Below are 26351 nucleotides of genomic sequence, written 5' to 3' on the forward strand. Positions count from 1 at the left end.
GCGCAGCCTCACCGTACGGTCGCGCGTGTAGAAACGCGGTACGGATGCGCAAAAGTTTCGTAAGGAACTCCGCGCTTAGCGCCGATTCACCTGGTCGACGTGGCGGGGCGGGCGATGAATGCGCCGCGCCGCCGATCGCGCGATGCGATGCGACGCGACCGACGGCCGCGCGGCCGCGGCGTTCAGTCCAACTCGCGATGGTGCACCGCGACTTCGTTCCAACCGCGTTCGCGTGCGTGTTCGGCCAGGCGTTCGGCGAGGTAGACCGAGCGGTGACGTCCGCCGGTGCAGCCGAAGGCGACGGTGGCGTAGCTGCGAGTGCTGTCGGCCTGCAGGCGCGGCAGCCAGGTGTCGAGGAACTGGCCGATCTGCTCGACGAACTGCTGCACGTAAGGCTGCCCTTCAAGGTACTCGCGCACGCCGGCGTCGCGGCCGGACAGCGGCCGCAGGGTCGGGTCCCAGTGCGGATTCGGCAGGGCGCGCGCGTCGAACACGAAATCGGCGTCGGCCGGCACGCCGCGCCGGTAGGCGAAGGATTCGAACAGCAGCGACATGCCGGTCTCGCCGCCCATGCCGAATTCGGTGATCACGTAGCGACGCAACTGGTGCACGTTGAGGTCGCTGGTATCGACCACGGCGTCGGCGATCTGGCGCAGCGGACGCAGCACCTGGTGTTCGAGCGCGATCGCGTCGGCCAGGGCCAGGCCGAGCTGGCTCAGCGGATGGCGGCGGCGGGTGTCGGCGTAGCGCTTGAGCAGTACCTCGTCGCGGGCATCGAAGAACACCAGCTTGGGATCGACCCCGAGCGCGCCCACCGTCGACAGCCAGCCGGGAATATTGGCCAGATCGCTATGGCGGTTGCGCACGTCGATGCTGACCGCGAGCTTGGCCGGGGCGCCGTCGCCGGCCTGGACCACGCTGCGCACGAATGCGGGCAGCAGCTCGGCGGGCAGGTTGTCGACGCAGTAGTAACCCAGATCCTCGAAGGTGTGCAGCGCCACCGACTTGCCCGAGCCGGACAGGCCGCTGACGATGATCAGGATCGGTTCGACGTTCTGGTTCATGATTCGCCGCGCTCGAGGAAATTGCTGTGGCGCGCGATGAAGGCCGCGGCCGGATCCAGGCCCTTCATGCGCAGGCTGTGCAGACGGGTCGCGGCTTCGGTCAGCACCGCGAGGTTGCGGCCGGGCATGACCGGCAGCGTGATCACCGGCACGTCCAGGTCGAGCACGCGGCGCAGGCCGGTGTCGCCGGTGAGGCGCTCGATGCCCGAGGGCAGGGGCTCGGTCATCGGCTTGGTCAGGTGCACGATCAGGCGCAGGTATTTGTTGTTCTTGACCGCGGTGTCGCCGAACATCTGGCGGATGTTGAGCACGCCCAGGCCGCGCACTTCGAGCAGGTCCTGCAGCATCTCGGGGCAGGTGCCGTCGAGCACGTCGGGCGCGATCTGGGTGAACTCGGGCGCGTCGTCGGCGACCAGGCGGTGGCCGCGCGTGACCAGTTCCAGCGCCAGCTCGCTCTTGCCCGATCCGGACTCGCCGGTGATCAGCACGCCGATCGAGTAGATCTCCATGAACACGCCGTGCATGGTGATGCGCGGCGCCAGGGTGCGGGCCAGGTGGTACTGCAGATGGTTGAGCAGTTCGTGGCCGCGCCGCGGCGAGACCCACAGCGCGGTGCCGCTTTCCTCGGCGGCCTGGCGCAGGTCCTCGGGACAGGCCTGGTCCTTGCTGATCACCAGCGCCAGCGGGCGGAACTGGATGATCTTTTCGATGGTTTCCCAGCGCAGGCGCGAGTCCAGCCCGTCCAGCCAGGACAGTTCCTCGCTGCCGAGGATCTGCACCTTGTTGGGGTAGATCGCGTTGAGATAACCGGCCAGCGACGGGCGCCGCGCGACCGTCTCCACCGCTTCGACCACGCGGTCGTCGCCGCGTTGCCCGGCCAGCCAGCGCAGGCTCAGACGTTCGCGTTGCTGTTCGAACAGTTCCCCGGCGCTGATGCTGGTGGTCATGCGCGCGCCCCGCTGCGCAGGGCGTCGCCGCCGAGCAGGCGCCGGCTCAGCTCGTCGACGTCGGCCGCGCCGCGCAGGGCGGCGCGGAATTCGGCGTCGCCGAAGTGCTCGGCCAGTTCGGCCAGCAGTTGCAGATGCTGTTGCACGTAGTGTTCGGGTACGGTCATGGCGAGCACCAGGTCGACCTTTTCGCCGTCGGCAGCGCCGAAGTCTACCGGTTGTTCGAGGCGCAGAAAGGCGCCGCGGCTGTCGCCGAACAGGGCGCTGCGGCCGTGCGGGATGGCCACGCCGTGGCCGATGGCGGTGCTGGCGAGGCGCTCGCGCGCGCGCAGGCTGTCGGCGACGGCGCCGGTCGCCGCCGGCGTGCCGTCGGCCAGCAGGCGCGCAGCGGCTTCCAGCACGGCGTCGCGATCGCTGGATTGCTCCAGGATCGCGACCCGTTGCGCGCTCAGCAGTTCATGAAGCGGCATCGTTCAACACAGCGTCGGGAGGCGCCGCATTATCCTCGAACGATCAGGTTAATTCGCCGTTCCGGGCGAGACTTTCTCCGCGGTGGTGGTCGACGAGCTTGCTCTTGTGCTTCATCAGCAGGCGGTCGAGCTTGTCTGCGAGCAGGTCGATGGCCGCGTACATGTCGATGGCGGCGGCGTCGCAGTGCAGGGTGCGGCCGGCGAGGTTCACGGTCGCTTCGGCGCGATGGTCGGGCTTGTCGAGGCTGAGTTGGGTGCGAATGTCGAAAGGCTGTTCGTAGTGACGTTGCAGCCGCGCCAGCTTGGATTCGACGTAGTCACGCAGCGCACTGGTGACTTCGAGCTGCTGGCCGTGGGTTTCGATACGCATCGGAGGCCTCCTTACACATCAACTAGGGAATGCGGCTCCGTAGCCGGAGCCACGAGCCCAGCATCGCACGCTGGCGACAAGGCGCAAGGGGTGGAAGACACGAAATCGGGCGGCTGGCGTGAAAAGCCTTGATCCGATGCGGATTTCGCGTGCACTACGACCGCGGGTTGCGACCAAAGTCGGGTGCGGGAGTAAAAACGAGGTTAAAAGGCAAGGTGAAGGATGTTCCACGAGGCGGAGGCGATGGCTCCACGCGGCGAAGGCGGCCTTCGTTTCCGTTCTTTCTTCTCCGCTTGCGGTAGACGTTACCCGAAAGGGCGGATGAGGCAGTCGATGAGGCGGCGTTCCGCGTTCGCGGCCGGCCTCAGCCCATTCGCACCCGGTCCTGCGACGACGGAATGCTCATCGCCTCGCGGTACTTGGCGACGGTGCGGCGCGCCACCGGCACGCCGGTGGCCTTGAGGGTCTCGGCCAGGCGCGCGTCGGACAGCGGCTTGCGCGGGTTTTCGGCCTCGATCAGGCGCCGGATCATGGACTGGATCGCGGTGCTGGAGGCCTCGCCGCCGGCGCCGGTGTCGATGCCGGAGGCGAAGAAGGCGCGCAGCGGCACGGTCCCGCGCGGGGTGCGCGCGTACTTGCGCGAGATCGCGCGCGAGACCGTGGATTCGTGCAGGCCGATCTCGTTGGCGACTTCGCGCAGGGTCAGTGGGCGCAGCGCGCTGTCGCCGAATTCCAGGAACGCGGCCTGCTGCTTGAGCAGGCAGCGGGTGACCTTGAGCAGGGTGTCGCCGCGCGCTTCCAGGCTCTTGAGCAGCCAGCGCGCTTCCTGCAGGTGGCCGCGCAGGTAACTGGCGTCGGCCGCGCTGGCGTGGCGGATCATGCCCTCGTAGGCGCGGTGGATCGACACCCGCGGGCGCATGCCGTCGGCCAGGGCGACCCGCCACAGGCCGTGCTGGCGCCAGATCACCACGTCCGGGGCGACGTAGGTATCGGCCGCGATCGCGCCGATCTGGGCGCCCGGGCGGGGGTCCAGCGAGCGCAGCAGCTGGACGGCGGTCTCGACCTCGGCCACTTCCAGCTTGAGTTCGCTGGCCAGCCCGGCCGCGCCGATCTTGGGCAGGCGCTCGAGCGGACCGTTGGCGAGGCGGTCGGCCAGTTCGCGGCCGGGCGTCTCCGCGGGCAGCTGGGCCAGCTGCAGGCTCAGGCATTCGCCCAGCGAGCGCGCGCCGACCCCGACCGGGTCGTAGCGCTGGATCTGGTGCAGGACCGTGGTCAGCTCGTCCACGCCGGCGTCGATGGCCGGACCCAGCGAGGCGGCGATCGCGTCCAGCGGCTCGCGCAGGTAGCCGTCGTCGTCGATGGCCTCGATCAGGGACACCCCGAGCAGGCGGTCGCGCGCGGTCAGCGGGCTCAGGTGCAGCTGCCACAGCAGGTGGTCGTGCAGGGTGTCGGCGTCGGCGACCTGTTCAGCGGCCGGGCCGTCGTCGTCCTGGTCGGACGGGCCGATGCGCTGGTACCAGGGTTCGCCGTCGCTGGCGCCCCAGTCGGCTTCCGGCGGCAGGACTTCGCGATCTTCGCCGGAGGACTCGGGAGAGGAGCTTTCGCGCTCGTCTCCGCCGCCGTCGGCACCGTTGCTGACGCTGATCGCGGTCTCGGTCCAGTCCAGCAGCGGATTGCTTTCCACCGCGGTGACCAGCTCGGCTTCCAGTTCCACCGCCGACAACTGCAACAGACGGATGGCCTGACGCAATTGCGGCGTCATCACCAGCTGTTGGCCTAGCGAGGCTTGGAGGCGGGGCTTCATGCTCGGCTTCTAACGCGACCTGATGGGGCGGGCGGCCGCAAGCGCGTTCCAGGTCTGGCGAAAAACGACGCCTGGAACCCTGCACAATCGAGCTAAGGTTACAGACGGAAGGTTTCGCCCAGGTACACGCGACGGACGTCGGGATTGGCCAGCAGCGCGTCCGGAGCCCCCTGCGCGAGCACGCCGCCTTCGTTGAGGATATACGCCCGGTCGCAAATGCCCAAGGTCTCGCGCACGTTATGGTCGGTGATCAGCACGCCGATGCCGCGATTCTTGAGGTGGCGCACGATTCGCTGGATCTCGCCGACCGAAATCGGGTCGACGCCGGCGAAGGGTTCGTCCAGCAGCATCAGGCGGGGCTTGGCCGCCAGCGCGCGCGCGATCTCGACGCGGCGGCGCTCGCCGCCGGACAGGCTGGCGCCGATCTGGTCGGCGACGTGGGTCACCTGCAGTTCGTCCATCAGGTTGGCCAGCTCGCGCTCGCGGCCGTTGCGGTCGAGGTCGTCGCGCAGTTCCAGCACCAGGCGCAGGTTGTCGGCGACGCTGAGCTTGCGGAACACCGAGGGTTCCTGCGGCAGGTAGCCGACGCCATACTTGGCGCGCGCGTACATCGGTTCGCTGGTGATGTCCTTGCCGTCGAGCACGATCTGGCCGGCATCGGCCGGGACCAGTCCGACGATCATGTAGAAGCAGGTGGTCTTGCCGGCGCCGTTGGGACCGAGCAGGCCGACCACTTCGCCGGCGTCCAGCGTCAGGCCGAAATCGCGCACCACTTCACGCGAACGGTAGGCCTTGCGCAGGCCGCGGGCGACCAGCATCAGCGGCCTCCCTTGGGCGGCGCGGCGGGCTTGCTCTTGGGCTTGAGCGTCATGTTGACGCGGCCGCCGGTGCCGCCGCTTTCGATCTGGCCGGTCTTCATGTTGTAGACGATGCGGTCGCTCTTGATCGTATCGCCGCCCTTGTCGACGTAGGCGTTGCCGGTGAGGATCACGGTGTCCTTCGGCATGTCGTAGTCGACCTTGTTGGCGCGGCCGTTGAACGGCGAGCCGTCGTCCATTTCCTGCTTCAGCGTGACCTGCGAGCCGGTCATGGTGACGTAGCTGATGTCGCCGTCGGCGCGCTTGATGTCGGCCTTGGCGGCGTTGATGACCAAGGTGCCCTGGACGATCTTGACGTTGCCGCTGAGCAGGCACGGACCGCTGTCGCTGCTGACCGAGCAGTTGCTCTGGTCGGCGCCGACGTCCATGGGCTGGTTGCGGTCCGAAGAACGCGCATGCGCCGCGGTGGCCGCCAGCAGGGCGACGACCAGGCACAGCACCTGCGGCTTAGCGGGCTTTCGCTTCATAGCGGACCTTGACGTTGGGGATGTTGACGTTCTTGGTATCGAGATCGGCCTGCAGTCCCGAGCCGGTCATTATAGTGCCCGGCTGAACCAGCTTAACCGGGGCCGCCGAAGTCGCCTTGTTCGTGTCCGGGAACACGTTCAGCTCCTCGGAGGTGATGGCGACCGGTTTGCCGGAGGCGTCGGTGCTGTCGGCCTGGACAGCGCCGCGCAGGCGCACCTCGTCGGCCTTGGCGCTGACCCAGGCGCTCTTGGAGCGCACTTCCCAGGCGCCGCCCTGGGTTTCGGCCCGCGGCGGGATCAGGAAGGTCGGAGTGGCGATGTCCATGGTCTTGATATTGGGATCGCGCACCAGCTTGGGGGCGCGCAGGGTGAAGGACTCCTTGCCCTGCTTGTCCAGCACGACCACTTCGAAGTCGTTGAGCACGTAGTCCGAGCGCCCGCCGCTGGCCGGAATGCCGCGGTCCTTGTGGCGCTGCGACCACAGCGCCCAGCCGCTGGAGAGCGCGCCGAGCAGCAGGATCGCGGTGATCAGGCCGCGCCAGCTCATGCCAGCACCTGCGCCAGCAGGCGCTCGGCGTGACCCTGCGCGGCCAGCAACAGGTCGCACAGTTCGCGTCCGGCGCCGGCGCCGCCCTGCGCGCCGGTGCGCCAGTGCGCGCGCTCGCGCACCCAGGGGTGGGCGTTGGCGGGCGCGACCGCCAGGCCGACGTGCGCCAGCACTTTCAGGTCGGGCAGGTCGTCGCCCATGAAGGCGACCTCGTCCAGGCCCAGGCCCAGCCGCTGCGCGATCTCGCGCACGCAGGCCAGCTTGTCGGCGACGCGGGTATGCGCCTCGACCCCGAGTTCGGCCGCGCGCTGCTCGGCGATGGTGCTGGCGCGCGCGGTGACGAAGGCCACGGCGATCCCGACCTTGCGCAGCAGCACCAGGCCCTGGCCGTCGTGGACGTGGAAGGCTTTGAGCTCGCGGCCATCGCTGTCGTAGATCAGGCGGCCGTCGGTCAGGGTGCCGTCGACGTCGAAGCAGGCCAGCCGGATCCGGGCGGCGCGTTCGCGGACTTCGGCGGGATAGTCGTTGAGGTGGCTGTAGGGCACGTGGGGATTCGGAATGGGAGGGAGCCGCGAGGCGGGTAGTGCGGGGAAAGGGATCGCGGATCCCGAATCCTGGCCTTTAAACCACTCTAGCGCGCAACAAGTCATGAATATTGAGCGCGCCGACCACGCGCTGTTCAGCGTCCACCACCAGCAGGCCGCTGATCTTGTGGGTTTCCATGAGCTGCGCGGCTTCCACCGCCAGCGCCTCGGGGCCGATGGTCTTGGGCGCGCGGGTCATGACTTCGACGATGCGGGTCGAGCGCAGGTCCACGCCCGGGTCGTCGAGGGTGCGGCGCAGGTCGCCGTCGGTGTACAGGCCGAGCAGGCGGCCGGCCTCGTCGACCACCGCGGTCATGCCCAGCCGCTTGCGGCTCATTTCCACCAGCGCCTCGCTGACGCTGGCGTCGGCAGCGATCCTGGGCACGTCGTCGCCGGCGTGCATGATGTCGGTGATGTGCAGCAGCAGGCGCCGGCCGAGCGCGCCGGCCGGGTGCGAGCGGGCGAAATCGTCGGCGGTGAAGCCACGCGCTTCCAGCAGCGCGACCGCGAGCGCGTCGCCCATCGCCAGCGAGGCGGTGGTGCTGGAGGTCGGCGCCAGCGCCAGCGGACAGGCCTCGGCGGGGACGCTGACGTCGAGGTGAACGTCGGCTTCGCGGGCCATGGTCGACTGGGCGCGGCCGGTCATCGAGATCAGCTTGTTGCCCTGGCGCCTGAGCACCGGCAGCAGCATCAGCACTTCGTCGCTCTCGCCCGAGTAGGACAGCGCCAGCACGATGTCGGCGTCGGTGATCATGCCCAGGTCGCCGTGGCCGGCTTCGCCCGGGTGCACGTAGAAGGCCGGGGTGCCGGTCGAGGCCAGGGTCGCGGCGATCTTGCGCGCGACGTGGCCGGACTTGCCCATGCCGGTGCAGACCACCCGCCCGTGCGCCGCCAGCATCAGCCGGCAGGCCGCGGTGAAGGCGCCGTCGATGCGCGCGGCGACCGCGGCCAGGGCCTGGCCCTCGATCTCGAACACGCGCCGGCCGCTGGCGGCCAGGCCGGCATCGGTGACCGGGTGCGGCGCGGACGCCGCGGTGAGGGGGGAGATCGTCATCGGCACAGGTCGCTCTGGGGACGAAGCGCCGGGCGCTCCGGGTCGGAAAGGGGCCGGCGGCCGGGGCCGCGTCGGCGGGCCTGGCTCGCCGCGCGTTGCCCGAATGCTGGGGCGGGGCGACCGCTGGGACGGGCCGTTCCTTTGCCGCCATTCCGGACCGCGGGGCTTTCCGCTAGGCTAATCCGTGAATTCTATGCGGTTCGTCCGCTGAATGCCCGTCCACCCGGGCGTTACCCCCACTCTCCACGGCTCGCCGTGCCGCGCGCGCAATCGCGCCGACCGGCGTACCGTCGTCCTCCGTCCGAATCCAAGGCTGTGCCCCGAACGTGAACGCCGAAACCATCCAATCCTTGATCGAACAGGGCCTGCCCGGCGCCCGCGCCGACGTGCGCGGCGACGACGGCGTGCATTTCGAAGCCACGGTCGTGGCCGAAGCCTTCCGCGGCAAGCTGCCGCTGGCCCGCCACCGCCTGGTCTACGCGACCCTGGGCGACCGCATGGGCGGCGAGATCCACGCCCTGGCCCTGAAGACCCTCACCCCCGACGAAGCCGCCGCGGCCTGAACCGAGTAGACATTCCATGCAGAAGATCGTGGTCGAGGGCGGGCCGGCACTGAACGGCGAAGTCCAGATTTCCGGCGCCAAGAACGCCGTGCTCCCTATCCTGTGCGCGACCTTGCTGGCCGATGCGCCGGTGACGATCCGCAACGTGCCGCACCTGCACGACGTGGTCACCACCGCCAAGCTGCTGGGCGAGCTCGGTGCCGGCGTGGTCACCGACGGCGCGACCATCACCGTCGATCCGACCACGGTCAACAGCCACGTCGCGCCCTACGAGCTGGTCAAAACCATGCGCGCCTCGGTGCTGGTGCTGGGCCCGCTGCTGGCCAAGTACGGCGAGGCCGAAGTCTCGCTGCCCGGCGGTTGCGCGATCGGTTCGCGTCCCGTCGATCAGCACATCAAGGGCCTGCAGGCGCTGGGTGCGGAGATCACGGTCGAGAACGGCTACATCAAGGCCCACCGCAACGGCCGCCTCAAAGGCGCGCGCTTCGTCTTCGACGTGGTCAGCGTGACCGGCACCGAGAACGTGCTGATGGCCGCGGTCCTGGCCGAAGGCACCAGCGTGCTCGAGAACGCGGCGATGGAGCCGGAAGTGGTCGACCTGGCCGACTGCCTCAACGCCCTGGGCGCCAACATCGAACACGCCGGCAGCGGCCGCATCGTCGTCCACGGCGTCGAACGCCTGCATGGCGGCAGCCACGACGTGCTGCCCGACCGCATCGAGACCGGCACCTTCCTGGTCGCCGCCGCGATGACCGGCGGCCGCGTCACCACCACCAGCAGCCGCGCCGACACCCTCGACGCCGTGCTCGACAAGCTGCGCGACGCCGGCGCCAAGATCGAAGTCGACGGCGACCGCATCACCCTGGACATGCAGGGCCGCCGGCCGCGCTCGGTCGACCTGACCACCGCGCCGTACCCGGCGTTCCCGACCGACATGCAGGCGCAGTTCATGGCGCTGAACTGCATCGCCGAAGGCGCGGGCGTGATCAACGAAACGATCTTCGAAAACCGCTTCATGCACGTCAACGAGCTGCTGCGCCTGGGCGCCGACATCCGCGTCGACGGCCACACCTCGGTGGTGCGCGGCGTCGCCAAGCTCAGCGGCGCGCCGGTGATGGCCACGGATCTGCGCGCCTCGGCTTCGCTGATCCTGGCCGGCCTGGTCGCCGACGGCGAAACCACGATCGACCGCATCTACCACCTGGATCGCGGCTACGAGAACATCGAGGCCAAGCTGTCCAAGCTGGGCGCGAAGATCCGTCGCGTGAGTTGACCTTCGGGTCGGCGGTGCAGCGATCGAAAGCCCCGCTGCCGCGGGGCTTTTTTTGGTTCGGGCGCGATGCATAAAAAAAGCCCCGCGCTCGCGGGGCTCTTGTTTGGGTCGCGTCGCCGGCCGCGTCAGCGCATGCCGCGCACGCGCAGGTCGATCGCGTCCTGGCCCTTGTCGCGCTGCAGGATCCGCGCCGGTACCGGCATGCCGTCGACGACCCAGGCGATGGTCTGCTTGTCGCCGTTGGTGCTGGTGACCTTGGTCGCGGTCTGGCTCTTGCCGCCGACGTCGATGGTTTCCTTGCCGGCCACGGTGTAGGTCAGCTGCTTGACCCGTCCATCCTCGACCATGCGGTAGCTCATCGGCTTGCCGGCCAGCGCGTCGCGGACCAGGGCCAGGTTGATCAACAGCGCGTCCAGGTCGCCGCTCTGCAGCTTGATCGGGCCGGCGCGGTCGGGCTTGACGTCGCCGCCCCAGGTCGCCACGCCACGGCTCCAGTCGTAGGTCGCGGTCTTGTTCTTGCCGCGGGTCAGCACTTTGCTGCTGTCGTTGCCCGACAGGGGCCGCCACTGGCCGGCCTTTTCCTCGAACACGGTCGACTGGCTCAGATTGGCCAGGGCGCTGCTCACTTCCAGGCTGTACTTCCAGCGGCCGGGGCCGGCCGCGGCCAGGGTCATGCGGCCGTTGCCCTGCATGCCCATGTAGCTGGCGGTGTAGTCGGCGCTGAAGGGCTTGATCGCCAGCGCGGGCAGGCTGGCCGTCAGCAACGCGCCGGCCAGCAGCCAGGGCGACAGACGCAGCGACGGAACCTTGGGGGTAGGGGCCATCAGGGAACTCCTCGGTATTCGACCAGACGCAGGTCGTAGGTATCTTGACCGTTTTCGCGCTGCAGTATCCGAACGGGGGTCGGAACGCCCTCCACGACCCAGATCACGGTCTCTTCGTTGCCGCTCTGGACCCGGTTCACGCGCATCGCGCTGTAGCCCATGTCGGCGACCGACACGCTTTCCAGCTCCTGCGCGACCACGTACTGGTGCGGGCGCGCGCGGCCGCCGTCGACGAAACGGTAGCTCAGGGTCTTGCCGGGCTGGGCGTCGCGTATCACCGCCAGATTGATCAGCAGGCCGCTCATGTCGCCCTCCTGCAGGGCGATGGGCTTCTGGCGGGCTTCCTTGACGTCGCCGGTCCAGTGCGCGCTGAGCTTGTTCCAGTCGTAGACGCCGACCACTCGGCGCTTGGAGAACGCCACCTTGCGCAGCAGCGCCTGGCTGAGCGGACGGTAGGTCTCGCCGACCAGGTCGAATACGGTGCTCTGCTGCGCGGCGGCGCCGGCCAGGCCCAACATGCCGTGCTCGGCGCGGATATCCAGGTCGATGCGCCAGTGGCCGCCGGAGGGCACCACCTGCATGGTCGCGTCGCCCAGCACCTTGCCGCTGTTGTAGACCTGATAGTCGGCCACGAACGGTTCCAGCGCGGACGCACGTGCGGGGAGCAGCGCGCCGAGCAGGGCGGCCGCGAGCAGGGGCAGGAGTGACTTCATAAGCGGAGCGAAGGTCCTTGGGGCGCAGGGCGTCGACGGACGGGGTGGATCGGTGTGAAGGCCCGGTGCGATGGGCGCGGAGCCCTCGACCAAGTGGTCCGCTTCCGGGTTCAGCGGCTCAGCGAATTCCCGGCGGAATCTAAACGCAGGGGGGTAAATAGCGGATGACCGTCCAGGGTCACGTTTGCGCCCTGTTCAGTAATCCGGCCCGCCATGACCAACTGCAAGGTGGCCAACAGCAGCGGGTGTTCCACCGAAAGCACGCGCGCGGCGAGGGTGTCGGCATCGTCGCCGGGAACGATCGGTACCACCGCCTGGGCGATCACCGAGCCGGCATCGAGCTCCGGGATCACGAAATGCACGCTGGCGCCGTGTTCGCGGTCGCCGGCGGCGATCGCGCGCGCATGCGTGCGCAGGCCGCGATGCAGCGGCAGCAGGGAGGGGTGGATGTTGAGCAGGCGGCCGCGGAAGCGGTCCACGAATCCGTTGCCGAGGATGCGCAGGTAGCCCGCGCACAGCACCCAGTCCGGCGCGGATGCGGCGACCGCGTCGGCGAGCGCCGCGTCGAAGTCCTCGCGCGAGGCGTAAGCGCGCGGATCGGCGCTCCAGCGCTGCGCGGCCGGCACCCGCTGCAGGGCGGCGGCCTCGGGCTTGTCCGAGTAGACCCCGACCACCTCGGCGGCCAGACGGCCGTCCGCGATCGCGTCCAGCACCGCCTGCAGGTTGCTGCCGCGTCCCGAGGCGAGGACGGCGATCCGGGGAAGCTGGGGCATGCGGGCGGGGATTCGGGAGCGGAGGCGCATTTTAGGCGATCCGCCGCGGCCGGCGGCGCACGGAGGGCCATCGGCCGACGCCGGTGCGCGGATCGAGTGCCGCCAGGCGTTGCGAAGCGTGCCCGCTCGCTGGGCTCGAATCCGGTCAGGCGAATCCGGTCGAACGAATCTGTTCAGAGCGGCGGCCGTCGCCCGGCCGCGCGGGGTTACGCGGTCAAATGCGAACGCAGGCGTCCGACGTCGGCGCGCCAGTCGTCGTAGTCCTCAGTTTCTTCCCAGAGCTCGCGCAGCTCCGATTCCGGCGCCAGGATCCGGTCGATCGCGCGCAGGGCTTCGCGCACCAGCGCCGTGTCGGCCTGCGGCTGCAGCCGCGCCAGCCAGGCCCGCAGATCGTCCTCGTCGGTGATCGCGGCGGTCGGGCGGCCCAGGGTCGCGGCCAGCACTTCGATCGCCGCCAGGGCCTCGACCGCGACATCCGAATCCAGATAGTCGTCGTCGGCCAGCACCTGCGTAATCGCCACGCGCAGCGGCGCGAGATCCTCACCGTCGATCAGGTCCAGCAGCCAGTCGCAGGCGTTGTCGTTGTCGAACGAACCGATGCCCCAGGCGCCCATGCATCCTCCATGAAGGTCGGCCGTGCGCCGCGCGGGTCCGCGCGGCCAGGCCGTCCGCGCGGCCAGTGTCGCAAGAAACCCAGGGCCGTGCGCGCCCGCGCTCAGTCCGGGCCGGGTTCCAGGCCCAGCAGGGCCTGATGGGCGGTGACCGCGTCGGCGCCGCCTTGCGCGGCGATGGCTTCCAGCACCGGGCGCAGGGCGCGCGCCTGCCGCGCCAGTTCGGCGACGAGCGCCTGCTGGCCGGCGTCGGGCTCGAACGACAGGGCGAGGTCGACGAAGGCTTCCAGGGCCGTGCTGCGCGGCCAGCTGTCGCCGTGGCGCATCAATTCGCCCAGGAACGGCAGCACCGCGACCGCGACCGCGCAGTAGCTGCCGGCGCGATCGTCGCCGACCGCCTGCAGCACGGCGCGATAGGCGCGCTCGCTGCTGCTGCGGTCGTGCGCGTGCAGGGCTTGCGCCAGGGCGTCGCGCACCGCGGCGGCGTCGATCCCATCGGGACGGGCGTAGGCGTTCCAGCCGACCGCGGCGACGCGGCCTGCGAAGTCGTGCAGGGGCGAAGGCTCGCTCGCGCTCATGCCCGGCGGCGGCGCGGCCATGCCGCCAGCGCACCCAGGGTCGCCAGGAACATGTCGGTGTGCGCGTCCCAGACATCGCCCTGCTGGCCGTTGTAGGACTCGGCCGCCTCAGGCGACATAGCCAGCGCGATCGCCCATTCGATCCATTCGTAGATCAGGCTGGTGCACATGATCGCGGCGACCGCGAGCACGAACGCCTGGCGCGCGCTCAGGGCGGGCCAGCGCTGGCGGAAGTATTCGCGCACCGCTGGCGCGAAGCACACGCCGTAGAGGAAATGGATCAGGCGGTCGAAGTGATTGCGTTCGAAGCCCAGCGCGCGATCCAGCGACCAGCCGCCGCTCAGCCACTGGATCCAGCGGTCGTAAGGCACGTAGGAATACAGCCAACGCGCGGCGACGCAGTGCGCGATCATGAAGACGCAGATCGCGACGAAGTGGCTGTCGCGCATCGGCCAGCGCCGGTTGTGCAGCCACAGCCAGGCCAGGCCGACCACCGTCAGCACACTGTGCATGCCTTGTTCGAACGGGCTGGTCGGCGCGATCCAGCTGATCGCGAACACGACCAGCACCGCGCCCAGCGCGATCCGTTGGACCGTGCTCATGCGTCCCTGCGCGTACCTCACCCGCGGCTCAGCCGATATGCACGCGTTCGCCATCGGCACGCGCGACCACCTTGCCGATGCGCCAGTGGGCCAGCTCCATGCGCTGCAGCTCGGCTTCGATCGCGGCGGCGTCCTGCGGCGCCACGATCAGCACGAAACCGATGCCGCAGTTGAAGGTGCGCCACATTTCTTCCTGCGGCACCGCGCCTTCGCGCTGCAGCCACTGGAACACCGGCGGCAGTTCCCAGGACGCGGCGTCGATGTCCAGGCCGAGGCCGTCGGGCACCACGCGGATGATGTTCTCGGTCAGGCCGCCACCGGTGATGTGGGCCATGCCGTGGATCGTGTGCTCGCCGCCGTTGCCGCGCAGCAGTTCCAGCACCGGCTTCACGTACAGGCGAGTCGGCGCCATCAGCGCGTCGATCAGCTTGACCCCGCCCAGGTCGGTGTCGGCCGGGCGGCCGGCGCGGTCGTAGATGCGCCGGATCAGCGAGTAGCCGTTGGAATGCGGGCCGCTGGAGGCCAGGCCGATCAGCAGATCGCCCTCGCCGACACGGCTGCCATCGAGCAACTGCGACTTCTCGACCGCGCCGACGGTGAAGCCGGCCAGGTCGTACTCGCCCGGCGGGTACATGTCGGGCATCTCGGCGGTTTCGCCGCCGATCAGCGCGCAGCCGGACTGCTCGCAGCCGCTCGCGATGCCGCTCACCACCGCCGCGGCGGTGTCCACGTCGAGCTTGCCGGTGGCGAAGTAGTCGAGGAAGAACAGCGGCTCGGCGCCCTGCACCAGGATGTCGTTCACGCACATGCCGACCAGATCGATGCCGATGCTGTCGTGGCGGCCGAGCTGCTGCGCCAGCTTGAGCTTGGTGCCGACGCCGTCGGTGCCGGAGACCAGCACCGGCTCGCGGTACTTGCCGGACAAGTCGAACAGCGCGCCGAAACCGCCCAGCCCGCCCATGACTTCGGGGCGGAAGCTGCGCTTGACCATCGGCTTGATGCGTTCGACCAGGGCATTGCCCGCGTCGATGTCGACACCGGCGTCGCGGTAGGTCAGGGGAGTGGGAGCGTCGGGGGTGGAAGCGGTCACGGCGGCTCCGGCGGGCGCGTTTGAAGAGGACGAGCCCGATATTTTAACAGTCGCGGAGCGTGTGAATGGACGTTGCGGCCCCACTACGGCACCATTTCCTCCATTACGCACCTATGTAGGGACAGCGATGGTTCGGGCAATCCGCGTTTTTCTGGTCGCGACCCTGCTGCTGGCGAGCTCTGCCGCCTTCGCGCAGCGTGTCGAAGGCGATCGTGCCAAGGCTGAGGGCGTCTATGCGGCCGAGGTGCCGGTCAACGGCCAGGGCGAAGCCGAGCGCAACGCCGGTTTCGCGCGCGCGCTGGCGCAGGTGCTGGGCAAGCTCTCCGGCGACCGCGGCGCGGCCGCGCGCCCGGGCGTGGGCCAGGAACTGCGCCGCGCCAAGGACTACGTGGCCGGCTACGACTACCGCCAGGACGAGGGCGTGGGCCCGACCGGGGCGCCCAGCTACCGCACGACTTTGGTGGTCAATTTCGACCAGTCCCAGGTCGACAGCCTGGCCTCGGTGCTGGGCCTGCCGGTCTGGCCGACCCCGCGCCCCAAGCCGGTGCTGTGGCTGGCCATCGACGACGGCAGCGGCCCGCGCCTGGTCAGCCTGGCCCAGGCCAACGCCGCCCGTTCGACCCTGAACCGCGCGATCGAGCGCGGCTACCGGCTCGGCCTGCCCACCGGCAACGCCGCTGAACAGGCCACGGTCGGTGCGATCTGGCGCGGCGACAGCGCCGCGGTGGCGCGCGCTTCGGCCCGCTACAGCCCGCCGATGCAGCTGATCGGCAAGCTCTATCGCTCCAAGGCCGGCTGGAAGGCCGATTGGATCTTCGTCGACAGCGGCAAGGTGCTGTCGACCTGGTCCAGCGAAGAGCCCGACGCCCGCCGCGCCATGTCCGGCGGCGCCGACGGTGCCGCCGACGCCCTGATGCGCCGCTACGCCAAGCGCGGCACCGCCGCGGGCCCGCCGGGCATCTACCGCGTCACCTTCACCGGCCTCACCAGCAGCGACGACTTCATCCGCCTGTCCGGCTACCTGCAGCGGCTGGCCGTGGTGCGCCGGATCACCCCGGTGCGCGCGACCCCGGGCGGGGTCGAGTTCGAGCTGGACCTGATCTCCGGCCTGCAGGGCTTCAATCGCATGACCCAGGGCGACGACGTGCTCGAGGCGCAGGAAGGCCTGGAAGGCCAGCCGCCGGTGTACCGGCTGCGTTGATCGGCTGGGTTAACCAGCTGGATTGACCGGCTGGTCGACCGGCTGCGCTGAATCACGAACCGCGACGCGCCGCTCCTCGGCGCGTCGCACGCTCGAACCGACAGGATCCCCGGATGGAAACCTCGCCCCTGCACGACATCGCCCAATTCCTGCGCCGCCTGCAGTGGGCCGCGCTCGGCCTGGGCGCATGCTGGCTGCTGTGGCTGCTGGCGCCGATCCTGACCCCGTTCGTGGTCGCGGCCCTGCTGGGCTGGCTGGGCGATCCGCTGGTCGACCGGCTCGAACGCGCCGGACGCTCGCGCAACGTCGCCGTGACCCTGGTGTTCACCGCGATGGCATTGCTGGTGCTGCTGGTGCTGGTGATCCTGGTGCCGCTGATCGAACGCCAGATCACCACCCTGATCGCCTCGCTGCCCAGCTACCGCGACTGGTTCATGAACACCGCGCTGCCGTGGGTCGAAGCGCGCAGCGGTCTGGAAATCACCAACTGGCTGGACCTGGAACACATCACCCAGCTGCTGCGCAGCAACTGGGAGCGCGCCGGCGGCGTCGCCAGCACCCTGCTGGGCTACCTGTCGCGCTCGGGCTTCGCCCTGATCGGCATGGCCGCCAACATCGCCCTGCTGCCGGTGATCACCTTCTTCTTCCTGCGCGACTGGGACCTGATGGTCGCGCGCGTGGCTTCGCTGATTCCGCGCAACCACCTCGACATCGTCGGCCGCCTCGCGCGCGAGTCCAGCGACGTGCTCGGCGCGTTCCTGCGCGGCCAGTTCCTGGTCATGCTGATCCTGGGCGTGATGTACGGCCTGGGCCTGTGGGCGGTGGGTCTGGACCTGGGCATCCTGATCGGCCTGATCGCCGGCCTGCTGACCTTCGTGCCCTACCTGGGCCCGGCCAGCGGCATCATCCTGGGCACCATCGCCGCGCTGGTCCAGTACGGCGACTGGAGGTACGTCGCCGGCGTGCTGACGGTGTTCGGCATCGGCCAGCTGATCGAAGGCTATTGGCTCACGCCCAAGCTGGTCGGCGACCGCATCGGCCTGCATCCGGTGGCGGTGATCTTCGCCGTGCTCGCCGGCGGCCAGCTGTTCGGTTTCCTCGGCATGCTGCTGGCGCTGCCGGTGGCGGCGGTCGCCAACGTGCTGCTGCGCTACGCCCAGGAACGCTACACCCACAGCCGCCTGTACGCGGGCACGCCGTCGGCGATCCTGCTGGAGCCGGGTCCGCACATCGTGACGGCGCCGAGCGAGCGCGAAGCCGAGTGAATACGTCCGTATGAGCGCGAAGCAGCTGCCGCTGGCGCTGCGCTACCCGCCGGATCAGCGACTGGATACCTTCGTCGCCGCGCCGGCCGGGGCGATCGCGCAACTGCGCGCGCTGGCCGAGCAGCCCGGCGGCGACTGGCTGTACCTGGCCGGGCCCGCGGGCGTCGGCAAGACCCACCTGCTGCTCGCCGCCTGCGCCGCCGCCGAAGCGGCCGGACGCCGCGCCGCCTACCTGCCGCTGGTCGCGGCCGCCGGGCGCCTGCGCGACGCGCTCGACGCGCTGGAAGGCAACGACCTGCTCGCCCTGGACGGCCTGGACGTCATCGCCGGCACGCGCGAGGACGAGGTCGCCCTGTTCGACGCCCACAACCGCGCCCGCGCCGCTGGCGCCGCGGTGATCTACGCCGGCCGCGACGCCCCCGACGGCCTCGCCCTGAGCCTGCCGGACCTGCGCTCGCGGCTCTCGCAATGCGCACGCATCGCGCTGTCGCCGCTGGACGACGACGGCCGCGCCGAAGTGCTGCGCCAACGCGCGCAACGCCGCGGCCTGGTGCTGGAAGAGGCCGCGCTGGAATGGCTGCTCAAGCGCGTCGACCGTGATCTGGCCGGCCTGACCGCGCTGCTCGACCGCCTCGACCGCGCCTCGCTCGCGGCCCAGCGCCGGATCACGGTGCCGTTCCTGCGGCAGACGCTGGAGCAGCGCTGAATCTCCGGGCCTGTGGGAGCGGCGTGAGCCGCGATTGCAGTAGCGCGGAAACACTGGGCATCCGACGCAGGCAGGTGTCGCGGTCGCGGCTTACGCCGCTCCTACAGTGAAAGACGTTCGCTCGTGGTGCCAGATCCGGTGACCTTGCATAGCTTGGATCGTGTTGCGGTGGGGGGCTTCTGTGCAGGAGCGGCGCACCGCGGCTGCAACACGGGCCTGCGTCGAACGCATTCGTGCGTCGACACGAATCGCGGCTTACGCCGTGCCTATGCGGGACGCCTGTGCGGCTCGGGTTCGCCGGCCCGCAGCGCCGTCGCAGCGCTTCGTCCCGCGTGTCGCCGCCGCAGACGTTGGCGTGTATCAGATCCGCTTAGCCCGACAAGGCCGCGTCGAGTTCGGCCAGCCGTTGCGGCGTGCCGACATCGGTCCAGCGGCCGCGGTGGTGTTCGCCGCTGATCAGGCCGCCGGCCATGTGTGCGCGCAGGATCGGCGCCAGGCGGAAGCGCGGCGGCGTTTCGTCGGCGCCGGCGTCGCGGCTGTGCGCGCGCCAACCGTCGAGCAGTTGCGGCCGGTAGACGCCCAGGCCGGCGTAGGTAAGGCGCTGCTCGCCGTCGCTGCGCACCAGGCCGTCGGCGTCGAGCGCGAAATCGCCCTGGGTCGCCTGCGGCGGCCGATCCACCATCACCAGATGCGCCAGGCCGGCCGGCTCGCGCGGCAGGCGCGCGAAGTCGGCATCGGTCCAGACATCGCCGTTGACCAGCAGGAACGGCGCATCGCCGAGCAAGGGCAGGGCGTGCAGCATGCCGCCGCCGGTTTCCAGCGGCGTGGCGCCTTCATAGGAATAGACGATGCGCAGGCCCCAGCGTGCGCCGTCGCCGAGCGCCTGCGGGAACTGCTGCGCCAGCCACGAGGTGTTGACCACCACGTCGCGCACGCCGCAGGCCGCGAGTTTTTCCAGGTGCCATTCGATCAGCGGCTTGCCGGCGACGGCGAGCAGCGGCTTGGGCGTGGTGTCGGTCAGCGGGCGCATGCGCTCGCCCAGGCCGGCGGCGAAGATCAACGCCTTCATGCCGGAATCCTCGCCAGCGCCGGGCGGATGCGGGCGTCCAGCAACTCCGCCAGCGGTTGCAGCTCGGCATGACGCGGCAGCACTTCGTCCAGGTAGGCGATGAAGCGCGGCGCGTCGGGCAGGTACTTGGTCTTGCCGTCGCGGTAGTGCAGGCGCGCGAAGATGCCGAGGATCTTCAGGTGACGCTGCACGCCCAGCCAATCGGCGTCGCGGCGGAAACGCGCCAGCGGCGGCACCGGCACCCCGGCGGCCACAGCACGCTCGTGGTAGCGCGCCAGCCAGCCGTCGACGCGCTGCAGCGGCCAGCTCAGGAACGCGTCCTTGAACAGGCTGACCGCGTCGTAGGCCACCGGCCCGCGCACGCAGTCCTGGAAATCCAGCACCGCCGGGCCTGGCTGCACCGGCATCAGGTTGCGCGGCATGAAGTCGCGATGGGTGAGCACCTGGGCCTGCGCCAGGGCGTTGTCCATCAGCCGGCGTTGCACCAGTTCCAGTCGATCGCTGTCGTCGCAGTCCAGTTCCAGGCCGAGGTGGCGGCGCAGGAACCATTCTTCGAACAATCCGGCATCGCGCTGCAGCAGGGCCTCGCCGAACTCGCCCATGCCTTCGGGCGGCGCGATCGCCTGCAGCTTCAGCAACTGGTCGATCGCGGCCTCGAAGTGGGTGTCGGCGTTGTCGGCATCGATCACCTGGGCCAGGGTCGGGCCGCCGAGGTCTTCGAGCAACAGGAAGCCGGCCTCCACGTCCTCGACCAGCACCCGCGGCACGCGCACGCCGCCGCGTTCCAGCAGTTCGCGCAGACGCAGCCAGGGGCGCACGTCCTCCAGCGCGGGCGGCGAGTCCATGACGATGACGCTGGCCGGCGTGCCGGCGGCCTCGGGCGCTGCGCGCCAGTAGCTGCGGAAACCGGCGTCGACCGAGGCGCGCTGCAGTTGCAGGCCCTCGTCGCCGGTGGCGGCGCGGGCCCAGTTCAGGCGCGCGTCGGCGCGGTCGGGTGATTCGGGGTGGGACATGGGGGCTCCGGGCGGGGGTGGGCCGCCAGGGCACAGGGTAAACGTTGAGGTGGGGGTGGAGGTATGCGGGGTCGCCGACGGTTCGCACTCTTCGCCTTTTTGGAGTTGATTGGCTGGGTGCGCTATGGCCTTGGGTTTAAGTCGAAGGCTGCAGTCCGATGGGCATGCGAGTCAGCCGCTCGCTTTGGGGTGGGCGCGGCGTGAGCCGCGACCGCGACCTCCGGCTGCTGCGTGAGTTTCGATGCGGATCGGCTTCGCTTTCTGCTTTTTGCTTTCTGTGGGAGCGGCGTAAGCCGCGATCGCGAATTCCGTTTGCTGCGTTGGTTTCGTTCTTAAGCAACAGCTTCCGCCCACTGCGCGTGCGGGTCACTTTCTCTTGCCACTCGCCTTGGGGTAGGAGCGGCGTGAGCCGCGACCGCGACCTTCGGCTGCTGCGCGAGTTTCGATTCGGATCGGCTTCGCTTTCTGCTTTCTGTGGGAGCGGCGTAAGTCGCGATCGCGAATTCCGTTTGCTGCGTTGGTTTCGTTCTTAAGCAACAGCTTCCGCCCGCTGCGCGTGCGGGTCACTTTCTCTTGCCACTCGCCTTGGGGTAGGAGCGGCGTGAGCCGCGACCGCGACCTTCGGCTAACGCGCTGGCTTCGATTCGGATTGGCTTTGCTTCGCTTTCTGTGGGAGCGGCGTAAGCCGCGATTGCGAATCCCAGCTACTTCGTGGGTTTCGTTCTTAAGCAAAGGCTTCCGCCCGCTGCGCGAGCGGGTCACTTTCTCTTGCTAGCCCAAGAGAAAGTAACCAAAGAGAAGGGCTTGCCTAGACAACCCTCCCGTGCGAATTCGGAGCTGGCGCGGTGATTTTTCGAAGGAACATCCTGTTCCTCGAAAAACGGCGCGCGTCCTGCGCGCCGCCCTTCGGGTCTNCCCTCCCGTGCGAATTCGGAGCTGGCGCGGTGATTTTTCGAAGGAACATCCTGTTCCTCGAAAAACGGCGCGCGTCCTGCGCGCCGCCCTTCGGGTCTACGGTTGCTCGTCGTAGTGCGGCTCAATGGATTCCAATGCAACGGCAACGGCAACGGCAACGGCAACGGCAACCGCAACCGCAACCGCAACCGCAACCGCAACCGCAACCGCAACGGCAACCGCAACCGCAACGGCAACGGCAATCGCAACCGCAGCCGCAGCCGCAGCCGCAGCCGCAGCCGCAACCGCAACCGCAACCGCAACCGCAACCGCGATCGTTGAGCGGCATGGCGGTGAGGGCGCTAGGGAGGCCGCGACAGTGGGCTTACGGGCATCGTGGCGATGCCCGGTTTCCGTCACCCCGCGCAGGGCGGGGATACGCTGACTTCAGCGCGGTATTCGCGCCCGTGGTGAACGAAGGTGCGGAGGAGAGAACTACGTGCTGATGGCTCGCATCCAGCCGTAACGCGAACGCGCCGGTGTCAGGCTTCTACGGCTTCCCGTTCCAACGACGCCAGCCATTCGTCATCCGAGCCCTCGGCGACGCCTTCGAACAGGAACGTCGAGAGATAGCGCTCGCCGGTATCGGGGAGCATCGCCAGCAGCACCGTGCCGGCCGGTGCCTGCTCGGCGACCTGCAACGCCGCGGCGACGGTGGCGCCGGCGGAGATGCCGACGAACACGCCTTCTTCGGCGGCGAGGCGGCGCGAGGTGTCGCGGGCGAGCACATCGTCCACCGGGCGGATCTCGTCGGCGACGCCGCGGTCGAGCACGGCCGGTACGAAGTCCGGGGTCCAGCCCTGGATCTTGTGCGGCTGCCAGTCCTTGCCGCTCAGCAACGAGGCGCCGGCGGGTTCGGAGGCGATGATCTTCAGGTCGGGGCGGGCCAGCTTGAGCACCTGGCCGGCGCCGCTGAGCGTGCCGCCGGTGCCCCAGCCGGTGACGAAGTAGTCCAGGCGCTTGCCGGCGAAATCGCGCAGGATTTCCGGACCGGTGGTGCTGCGGTGATAGGCCGGATTGGCGGGGTTCTCGAACTGGCGCGCCAGGAACCAGCCGTGCTTGGCCGCCAGTTCCGCGGCCTTGCGCACCATGCCGCTGCCGCGTTCGGCGGCGGGAGTCAGGATCACCTTGGCGCCGTACGCGCGCATCAACTTGCGTCGTTCGACCGAGAAGGTTTCGGTCATCACCGCTACGAACGGATACCCGCGCGCCGCGGCGACCATCGCCAGGGCGATGCCGGTGTTGCCCGAAGTCGCTTCGACGATGGTCTGGCCGGGCTTGAGCGCGCCGCTGCGTTCGGCGTCGAGCACGATCGCCAGCGCCAGGCGGTCCTTGACCGAGCCGCCGGGATTGAAGGATTCGACTTTGGCGTACAGCGATACGTGCGCCGGCGCGATCCGCTGCAGTTTGACGATGGGCGTGTTGCCGATGGTATCGAGGATGCTGTCGTACAGGGCCATGGCGGCGATCCGGAAAGAGCGGAGAGAGGGGTAGGGACGCAGCTCAGGCCGCCGCGGCCAGCGCCGGCGCGTAGCGCAGCGGCGGTGCGCCGTGCCAGTGCAGGCGTTCGGCCAGGGCCGCGACTTCGCCCAGGATCAGCAGCGCCGGCGAACGCACGTCGTGAGCGAGCGCGGCATCGGGCAGTTCGGCCAGGCTGCCGACGACGGTGCGCTGGTTGGCGCGCGAGCCGTTCTCGATCAGCGCGAACGGCGTGTCGGGCGCGCGGCCGTGGGCGATGAGGCGGTCGCGCAGCTTGTCCAGGCCGGCCACGCCCATATAGACCGCGAGCGTCTGCCGCTCCTGCGCCAACGCGGCCCAGTCGAGCGTGTCGTCGGAATCCTTGCAGTGCGCGGTGACCAGGCGCACCGACTGCGCGTGCTCGCGATGGGTCAGCGGCACGCCGGCATAGGCCGCGCAGGCCAGCGCCGCGGTGATGCCGGGCACCACCTCGTAGGCGATGCCGTGGGCGCGCAGCACTTCGATTTCCTCGCCGCCGCGACCGAACACGAACGGGTCGCCGCCCTTGAGCCGGACCACGCGCTTGCCGGCGCGTGCGTGTTCCAGCATCAGTTCGTGGATGCGGTCCTGGCTGGTGTGGTGGTCGCCGGCTTGCTTGCCGACTTCGATGCGCTCGGCGTCGCGCCGGGCCAGACGCAACACGTCGGCGCTGACCAGGCGGTCGTGCAGAATCACGTCGGCTTCGTTGAGCGCGCGCAGGCCGCGCAGGGTCAGCAGGCCCGGGTCGCCGGGGCCGGCGCCGACCAGCACCACCGAACCCTTGCGCGCGCCCGGGTCGCGTTCTTCGAGCGCGGCGGCGAAGGCGCGTTCGGCCGCGCGTTCGCGACGCTGGCGCAGCAGGGCCGGCAGCGGGCCGTCGAGCAGACGATCGAAAAAGCGCCGGCGCGCGCCCAGTTCGGGATGGCGCGCGCGGATGCGCAGGCGCTCGCGGCCGAGCAACTCGGCCAGTTCGCCCAGCGAGGGATCGAGTTGGGTCTCCAGGCGTTCGCGCAGGTGCCGCGCCAGCATCGGCGCGCCGCCGCCGCTGGAAATCGCGATCTGCAGCGGTCCGCGCTCGACCCTGGCCGGCACGTGGAAGCTCGAGGCCTCAGCGTCGTCGACTACGTTGACCCAGACCCGGCGCGCTTCGCCGGCCGCGGCGACGGCGCGGTTGACCGCTACGTCGTCGGTGGCGGCGATCGCCAGCCAGACCTCGTCCAGCCAGTGCTCGGCGAATTCGCCGGGCAGGTGCTCGATGCGTCCCTGCGCGGCCAGTTTGGCCAGGGCCGGCTGCAGCGCGGGCGCGCCGACCCGCACCTGCGCGCCGGCCTCCAGCAAGGCCTCGGCCTTGCGCTGCGCGACCGCGCCGCCGCCCACCACGAGAACGGCGCGGCCGCGCAGGGCGGCGAACAAGGGAAAAAGACGGGTGCTCATGGGCTGGGTCGGGGCGCGACAGGCCGGGGACGATGGATCGAACCTACAAATCCCGGCCCGGCGGGGGAAATGACGCCCCCGCCTGTGCCCATGCCCTAACGGCATGAGCGCCGCGCCCCCGGCGGGCGGACACTACTGGACAGGAGCCATGGGGCGGCTTAGGCTATAAATCCTTTCATCCGAATAGAGAGATAAACGTGAACGCGAGGTCCTGCCGGATGCCCGGGTGTTGCCGCCGCGCCGCCGCCTGCCGTCGTCCCGTGATCTCCCTGCTTCGGATACCGCCGTTATGACCCTGACCCAACTCCGCTACCTCGTCGCGATCGCCGACTCCGGCCTCAACATCACCCTGGCCGCCGAGCGCGTGCACGCGACCCAGCCCGGTCTGTCCAAGCAGCTCAAGCAGCTGGAGGACGAACTGGGCTTCCAGCTGTTCGTGCGCAAGGGCCGCAGCCTGGAGGCGATCGCCCCGGCCGGCGAACGCGTGCTCGCGCATGCGCGCCGCATCCTCGACGAGGCCGGCAACATCCGCGCCTACGCCGCCAACGAACGCGGCCAGCACGCCGGCCGCCTGGTCCTGGCGACCACCCACACCCAGGCCCGCTACGTGCTGCCGCCGGTGATCGCGAACGTGAAGCGCGGCTTCCCGGAGGTCAGCGTGCATCTGCAGGCGACCGCCGACGGCGAAGTCCTGGAGCATCTGTCGCACGGCAACGCCGATCTGGCGGTGATCAGCACCGCCGGCGCCGCGCCCGAGGGCGGCCTGGCGGTGCCGCTGTTCCGTTGGCGGCGGGTGGTGCTGGTGCCGCGCACGCATGCGCTGGCGTCGCTCAAGCGCGCTCCGGCCCTGGCCGAACTGGCCGCGCATCCGCTGATCAGCTACGAATCCTCGACCCGTCCGGAGTCCTCGCTGCGGCGCGCCTTCGCGGCTGGCGGTTTCGAGCCGCAACTGGCGATGACCGCGCGCGATGCCGACCTGATCAAGACCTACGTGCGCGCCGGCCTCGGCGTCGGCGTGCTCGCCGAAATGGCCGTGACCGGCCGCGACGAGGACCTCAAGGCGCTCACCGCGCCCGACGCGCTGCCCGAATGCGTGACCTGGGCGGTGATCCCGCGCGCGCGCGTGCTGCGCGACTACGCGCTGGAACTGCTGCACGGCCTGGCCCCGCACATCGACCGTCGCGACCTGCGCCGGGTGCTCGAGGGCAACCTGGAAGCGCAGTGGCCGCTCGCGCCGAGCTGGGAAGAACTGATGCGCACGACCGCTGCCTGAGCGTAGCGTTCGGCTCAGGCTTTGCCGCGCAGCAATTGCACCGCCAGCGCGAGATTCCACGCCGCCGGCGCCGACAGGGCCAGGATCGCGTCGTGCAAGTCCAGGCGCAGTGCGCCCGCTGCGATCGCCAGCGCCGGCACACCGCCGGCCAACAGGCCGAACGCGGCGAGCACGCGATTGCGGCGCAAGTGCAGCAAGGCGCACGACCACAGCACCACGCCCAGCCCGCGTCCGATCTCGCCCAGGCCGGCCAAGGCCTGGTTGCCGCGCCAGCACAGGCGCAGCAGGTGGCGCAGTTGCTCCAATGCGGAAGCGTCGGCGCCGACATAGCGCAGGCTCAGTTCGGGGGCGACGATGCCGTTGATCAGCGCCGCGCCGATGCTGGCGGCCACGCCGATGGCGTAGGCCAGCAAGGCGGCGCGCACCAATGGCCGATCCATGCCCGCGCGCGCCGAGTATTCGCCGAAGCCGAACAGCAACGCCGCCAGCAAGGCGATCAGGCCGCCGTGGACGTAACGGTCGAGCGCGGCTTTACGCGCGATCTCGGCGACCACCTCGGGCATGCCGTGAGCGGACACGGTCGGGTGGTGTGCCATCATCAGGATCGCCAACAAGGTGGCGATGCCGATGATCGAGCCGATCGCTCGATCGCTGGACGGGATGCGGACGGGGGCGTGCATGTCGCTAGGGAAATTCATCGGCGTCGGGGTTCCGGTCTGCGTTGCTG

29 protein-coding genes are annotated in these 26351 nt (G+C 69.8%); 7 read left to right on the plus strand and 22 right to left on the minus strand.

All coding sequences use genetic code 11. The annotated features are described in order from the left end of the window. Positions 1-182: 182 nt before the first annotated feature. The 10 genes from rapZ to ASD78_RS06105 all read right to left on the minus strand — a co-directional run bounded on the left by rapZ (position 183) and on the right by ASD78_RS06105 (position 8185). Positions 183-1064 (minus strand): RNase adapter RapZ, encoded by an 882-nt coding sequence (rapZ, locus tag ASD78_RS06060; protein WP_056099152.1) that lies wholly within the window; start codon positions 1062-1064, stop codon positions 183-185. Beyond that, the gene (gene hprK / locus ASD78_RS06065; RefSeq protein ID WP_055903348.1) at positions 1061-2011 is read right to left on the minus strand and encodes an HPr(Ser) kinase/phosphatase; all 951 of its coding nucleotides are present in this window, start codon (positions 2009-2011) and stop codon (positions 1061-1063) included. The genes rapZ and hprK overlap by 4 nt, the downstream gene beginning before the upstream one ends. Beyond that, positions 2008-2481 carry a PTS sugar transporter subunit IIA gene (locus ASD78_RS06070; RefSeq protein ID WP_055903346.1) on the minus strand — a complete coding sequence of 158 codons (474 nt, stop codon included), beginning with the start codon at positions 2479-2481 and terminating at the stop codon, positions 2008-2010. The genes hprK and ASD78_RS06070 overlap by 4 nt, the downstream gene beginning before the upstream one ends. 43 nt (positions 2482-2524) lie before the next feature. Continuing rightward, a complete protein-coding gene (gene raiA, locus ASD78_RS06075; protein ID WP_055903344.1) occupies positions 2525-2851 on the minus strand; it encodes a ribosome-associated translation inhibitor RaiA in 327 nt (108 codons plus the stop codon). 364 nt (positions 2852-3215) lie between these two features. Continuing rightward, complete coding sequence (locus ASD78_RS06080) at positions 3216-4655, minus strand: RNA polymerase factor sigma-54 (protein WP_056099155.1); 1440 nt, start codon at positions 4653-4655, stop codon at positions 3216-3218. A gap of 98 nt (positions 4656-4753) precedes the next feature. Next, positions 4754-5473 (minus strand): LPS export ABC transporter ATP-binding protein, encoded by a 720-nt coding sequence (gene lptB / locus ASD78_RS06085; protein WP_055903341.1) that lies wholly within the window; start codon positions 5471-5473, stop codon positions 4754-4756. Beyond that, positions 5473-6000, minus strand: coding sequence for a lipopolysaccharide transport periplasmic protein LptA (lptA, locus tag ASD78_RS06090; protein ID WP_056099159.1), 528 nt, complete (start codon positions 5998-6000; stop codon positions 5473-5475). Before lptA ends, lptB begins: the two co-directional genes overlap by 1 nt. After that, complete coding sequence (lptC, locus tag ASD78_RS06095) at positions 5981-6547, minus strand: LPS export ABC transporter periplasmic protein LptC (protein ID WP_055903339.1); 567 nt, start codon at positions 6545-6547, stop codon at positions 5981-5983. Before lptC ends, lptA begins: the two co-directional genes overlap by 20 nt. After that, entirely contained in the window at positions 6544-7092 is a 549-nt protein-coding gene (locus ASD78_RS06100; RefSeq protein ID WP_056099162.1) for an HAD hydrolase family protein, read from the minus strand. The genes lptC and ASD78_RS06100 overlap by 4 nt, the downstream gene beginning before the upstream one ends. A 76-nt stretch (positions 7093-7168) precedes the next feature. Further along, positions 7169-8185: a KpsF/GutQ family sugar-phosphate isomerase gene (locus ASD78_RS06105; protein ID WP_056099165.1), complete on the minus strand. Its 1017-nt coding sequence runs from the start codon at positions 8183-8185 to the stop codon at positions 7169-7171. Between the two features lie 326 nt (positions 8186-8511). Between ASD78_RS06105 and ASD78_RS06110 the strand changes: the two genes are divergently transcribed. Then, positions 8512-8748: a BolA/IbaG family iron-sulfur metabolism protein gene (locus ASD78_RS06110; RefSeq protein ID WP_055903328.1), complete on the plus strand. Its 237-nt coding sequence runs from the start codon at positions 8512-8514 to the stop codon at positions 8746-8748. A gap of 16 nt (positions 8749-8764) precedes the next feature. Beyond that, complete coding sequence (gene murA, locus ASD78_RS06115) at positions 8765-10021, plus strand: UDP-N-acetylglucosamine 1-carboxyvinyltransferase (RefSeq protein WP_055903326.1); 1257 nt, start codon at positions 8765-8767, stop codon at positions 10019-10021. Positions 10022-10146: 125 nt separating this feature from the next. Here the strand turns inward: murA and ASD78_RS06120 are convergent, their stop codons facing one another. The 7 genes from ASD78_RS06120 to purM all read right to left on the minus strand — a co-directional run bounded on the left by ASD78_RS06120 (position 10147) and on the right by purM (position 15212). Continuing rightward, a complete protein-coding gene (locus ASD78_RS06120; RefSeq protein ID WP_055903324.1) occupies positions 10147-10845 on the minus strand; it encodes a DUF3108 domain-containing protein in 699 nt (232 codons plus the stop codon). Next, the gene (locus tag ASD78_RS06125) at positions 10845-11558 is read right to left on the minus strand and encodes a DUF3108 domain-containing protein (protein ID WP_082559677.1); all 714 of its coding nucleotides are present in this window, start codon (positions 11556-11558) and stop codon (positions 10845-10847) included. Before ASD78_RS06125 ends, ASD78_RS06120 begins: the two co-directional genes overlap by 1 nt. Before the next feature lie 110 nt (positions 11559-11668). Next, entirely contained in the window at positions 11669-12331 is a 663-nt protein-coding gene (gene purN / locus ASD78_RS06130) for a phosphoribosylglycinamide formyltransferase (RefSeq protein ID WP_056099167.1), read from the minus strand. Between the two features lie 206 nt (positions 12332-12537). Then, entirely contained in the window at positions 12538-12945 is a 408-nt protein-coding gene (locus ASD78_RS21075; RefSeq protein WP_055903320.1) for a DUF4259 domain-containing protein, read from the minus strand. 101 nt (positions 12946-13046) lie between these two features. Next, positions 13047-13520 carry a hypothetical protein gene (locus ASD78_RS21080; protein WP_162250132.1) on the minus strand — a complete coding sequence of 158 codons (474 nt, stop codon included), beginning with the start codon at positions 13518-13520 and terminating at the stop codon, positions 13047-13049. Next, positions 13517-14122, minus strand: a complete 606-nt coding sequence (locus ASD78_RS06145; protein ID WP_056099171.1) for a DUF2238 domain-containing protein — start codon at positions 14120-14122, stop codon at positions 13517-13519. Before ASD78_RS06145 ends, ASD78_RS21080 begins: the two co-directional genes overlap by 4 nt. Positions 14123-14150: 28 nt before the next feature. Further along, positions 14151-15212, minus strand: coding sequence for a phosphoribosylformylglycinamidine cyclo-ligase (purM, locus tag ASD78_RS06150; protein WP_056099174.1), 1062 nt, complete (start codon positions 15210-15212; stop codon positions 14151-14153). Between the two features lie 127 nt (positions 15213-15339). Here purM and ASD78_RS06155 point away from each other — a divergent pair, with 127 nt between their 5' ends. The 3 genes from ASD78_RS06155 to hda all read left to right on the plus strand — a co-directional run bounded on the left by ASD78_RS06155 (position 15340) and on the right by hda (position 18384). Continuing rightward, the gene (locus ASD78_RS06155; RefSeq protein WP_055903228.1) at positions 15340-16413 is read left to right on the plus strand and encodes a DUF2066 domain-containing protein; all 1074 of its coding nucleotides are present in this window, start codon (positions 15340-15342) and stop codon (positions 16411-16413) included. 113 nt (positions 16414-16526) lie between these two features. Continuing rightward, positions 16527-17678, plus strand: coding sequence for an AI-2E family transporter (locus ASD78_RS06160; RefSeq protein ID WP_056099176.1), 1152 nt, complete (start codon positions 16527-16529; stop codon positions 17676-17678). Between the two features lie 10 nt (positions 17679-17688). Further along, positions 17689-18384 carry a DnaA regulatory inactivator Hda gene (gene hda, locus ASD78_RS06165; protein WP_055903224.1) on the plus strand — a complete coding sequence of 232 codons (696 nt, stop codon included), beginning with the start codon at positions 17689-17691 and terminating at the stop codon, positions 18382-18384. Between the two features lie 370 nt (positions 18385-18754). Here hda and murU read toward each other — a convergent pair whose 3' ends face one another. Both murU and ASD78_RS06175 read right to left on the minus strand, forming a co-directional pair. Then, on the minus strand, positions 18755-19453 hold the full coding sequence (gene murU / locus ASD78_RS06170; protein WP_056099180.1) for an N-acetylmuramate alpha-1-phosphate uridylyltransferase MurU: 699 nt from the start codon (positions 19451-19453) through the stop codon (positions 18755-18757). After that, positions 19450-20466: a phosphotransferase gene (locus ASD78_RS06175; RefSeq protein ID WP_056099184.1), complete on the minus strand. Its 1017-nt coding sequence runs from the start codon at positions 20464-20466 to the stop codon at positions 19450-19452. The genes murU and ASD78_RS06175 overlap by 4 nt, the downstream gene beginning before the upstream one ends. 1017 nt (positions 20467-21483) lie before the next feature. Here ASD78_RS06175 and ASD78_RS20570 point away from each other — a divergent pair. Beyond that, positions 21484-21702 (plus strand): hypothetical protein, encoded by a 219-nt coding sequence (locus ASD78_RS20570; RefSeq protein WP_056099187.1) that lies wholly within the window; start codon positions 21484-21486, stop codon positions 21700-21702. Positions 21703-21902: 200 nt separating this feature from the next. Here ASD78_RS20570 and cysK read toward each other — a convergent pair whose 3' ends face one another. Beyond that, positions 21903-22880 (minus strand): cysteine synthase A, encoded by a 978-nt coding sequence (gene cysK / locus ASD78_RS06185; RefSeq protein ID WP_056099190.1) that lies wholly within the window; start codon positions 22878-22880, stop codon positions 21903-21905. A 43-nt stretch (positions 22881-22923) separates the two neighbouring features. Beyond that, positions 22924-24351: a siroheme synthase CysG gene (gene cysG / locus ASD78_RS06190; RefSeq protein ID WP_056099193.1), complete on the minus strand. Its 1428-nt coding sequence runs from the start codon at positions 24349-24351 to the stop codon at positions 22924-22926. Between the two features lie 289 nt (positions 24352-24640). Here cysG and ASD78_RS06195 point away from each other — a divergent pair, with 289 nt between their 5' ends. Continuing rightward, on the plus strand, positions 24641-25624 hold the full coding sequence (locus ASD78_RS06195) for a LysR family transcriptional regulator (RefSeq protein ID WP_055903214.1): 984 nt from the start codon (positions 24641-24643) through the stop codon (positions 25622-25624). A gap of 14 nt (positions 25625-25638) precedes the next feature. On the opposite strand, the gene ASD78_RS06200 is transcribed toward ASD78_RS06195, so the two are convergent. Further along, positions 25639-26304 carry a hypothetical protein gene (locus tag ASD78_RS06200; RefSeq protein ID WP_056099196.1) on the minus strand — a complete coding sequence of 222 codons (666 nt, stop codon included), beginning with the start codon at positions 26302-26304 and terminating at the stop codon, positions 25639-25641. Between the last annotated feature and the right edge of the window lie 47 nt (positions 26305-26351).

Origin of the sequence: Lysobacter sp. Root667, assembly GCF_001427715.1 — a bacterium.
Classification (GTDB): Bacteria; Pseudomonadota; Gammaproteobacteria; order Xanthomonadales; family Xanthomonadaceae; genus Lysobacter.

Excerpts from the sequence above, each read along its gene's own strand:
- rapZ (WP_056099152.1), bottom strand. The coding sequence starts at position 1,064 with ATGAACCAGAACGTCGAACCGATCCTGATCATCGTCAGCGGCCTGTCC.
- ASD78_RS06200 (WP_056099196.1), bottom strand. The coding sequence starts at position 26,304 with ATGCACGCCCCCGTCCGCATCCCGTCCAGCGATCGAGCGATCGGCTCG.
- murA (WP_055903326.1), top strand. The coding sequence starts at position 8,765 with ATGCAGAAGATCGTGGTCGAGGGCGGGCCGGCACTGAACGGCGAAGTC.
- murU (WP_056099180.1), bottom strand. The coding sequence starts at position 19,453 with ATGAAGGCGTTGATCTTCGCCGCCGGCCTGGGCGAGCGCATGCGCCCG.
- raiA (WP_055903344.1), bottom strand. The coding sequence starts at position 2,851 with ATGCGTATCGAAACCCACGGCCAGCAGCTCGAAGTCACCAGTGCGCTG.
- purN (WP_056099167.1), bottom strand. The coding sequence starts at position 12,331 with ATGCCCCAGCTTCCCCGGATCGCCGTCCTCGCCTCGGGACGCGGCAGC.
- ASD78_RS06070 (WP_055903346.1), bottom strand. The coding sequence starts at position 2,481 with ATGCCGCTTCATGAACTGCTGAGCGCGCAACGGGTCGCGATCCTGGAG.
- hprK (WP_055903348.1), bottom strand. The coding sequence starts at position 2,011 with ATGACCACCAGCATCAGCGCCGGGGAACTGTTCGAACAGCAACGCGAA.
- ASD78_RS21080 (WP_162250132.1), bottom strand. The coding sequence starts at position 13,520 with ATGAGCGCGAGCGAGCCTTCGCCCCTGCACGACTTCGCAGGCCGCGTC.
- ASD78_RS06145 (WP_056099171.1), bottom strand. The coding sequence starts at position 14,122 with ATGAGCACGGTCCAACGGATCGCGCTGGGCGCGGTGCTGGTCGTGTTC.
- hda (WP_055903224.1), top strand. The coding sequence starts at position 17,689 with ATGAGCGCGAAGCAGCTGCCGCTGGCGCTGCGCTACCCGCCGGATCAG.
- lptB (WP_055903341.1), bottom strand. The coding sequence starts at position 5,473 with ATGCTGGTCGCCCGCGGCCTGCGCAAGGCCTACCGTTCGCGTGAAGTG.
- lptC (WP_055903339.1), bottom strand. The coding sequence starts at position 6,547 with ATGAGCTGGCGCGGCCTGATCACCGCGATCCTGCTGCTCGGCGCGCTC.
- ASD78_RS06125 (WP_082559677.1), bottom strand. The coding sequence starts at position 11,558 with ATGAAGTCACTCCTGCCCCTGCTCGCGGCCGCCCTGCTCGGCGCGCTG.
- ASD78_RS06195 (WP_055903214.1), top strand. The coding sequence starts at position 24,641 with ATGACCCTGACCCAACTCCGCTACCTCGTCGCGATCGCCGACTCCGGC.
- ASD78_RS06080 (WP_056099155.1), bottom strand. The coding sequence starts at position 4,655 with ATGAAGCCCCGCCTCCAAGCCTCGCTAGGCCAACAGCTGGTGATGACG.
- cysK (WP_056099190.1), bottom strand. The coding sequence starts at position 22,880 with ATGGCCCTGTACGACAGCATCCTCGATACCATCGGCAACACGCCCATC.
- ASD78_RS06160 (WP_056099176.1), top strand. The coding sequence starts at position 16,527 with ATGGAAACCTCGCCCCTGCACGACATCGCCCAATTCCTGCGCCGCCTG.
- ASD78_RS21075 (WP_055903320.1), bottom strand. The coding sequence starts at position 12,945 with ATGGGCGCCTGGGGCATCGGTTCGTTCGACAACGACAACGCCTGCGAC.
- lptA (WP_056099159.1), bottom strand. The coding sequence starts at position 6,000 with ATGAAGCGAAAGCCCGCTAAGCCGCAGGTGCTGTGCCTGGTCGTCGCC.
- ASD78_RS06155 (WP_055903228.1), top strand. The coding sequence starts at position 15,340 with ATGGTTCGGGCAATCCGCGTTTTTCTGGTCGCGACCCTGCTGCTGGCG.
- cysG (WP_056099193.1), bottom strand. The coding sequence starts at position 24,351 with ATGAGCACCCGTCTTTTTCCCTTGTTCGCCGCCCTGCGCGGCCGCGCC.
- ASD78_RS06175 (WP_056099184.1), bottom strand. The coding sequence starts at position 20,466 with ATGTCCCACCCCGAATCACCCGACCGCGCCGACGCGCGCCTGAACTGG.
- ASD78_RS06105 (WP_056099165.1), bottom strand. The coding sequence starts at position 8,185 with ATGACGATCTCCCCCCTCACCGCGGCGTCCGCGCCGCACCCGGTCACC.
- ASD78_RS06120 (WP_055903324.1), bottom strand. The coding sequence starts at position 10,845 with ATGGCCCCTACCCCCAAGGTTCCGTCGCTGCGTCTGTCGCCCTGGCTG.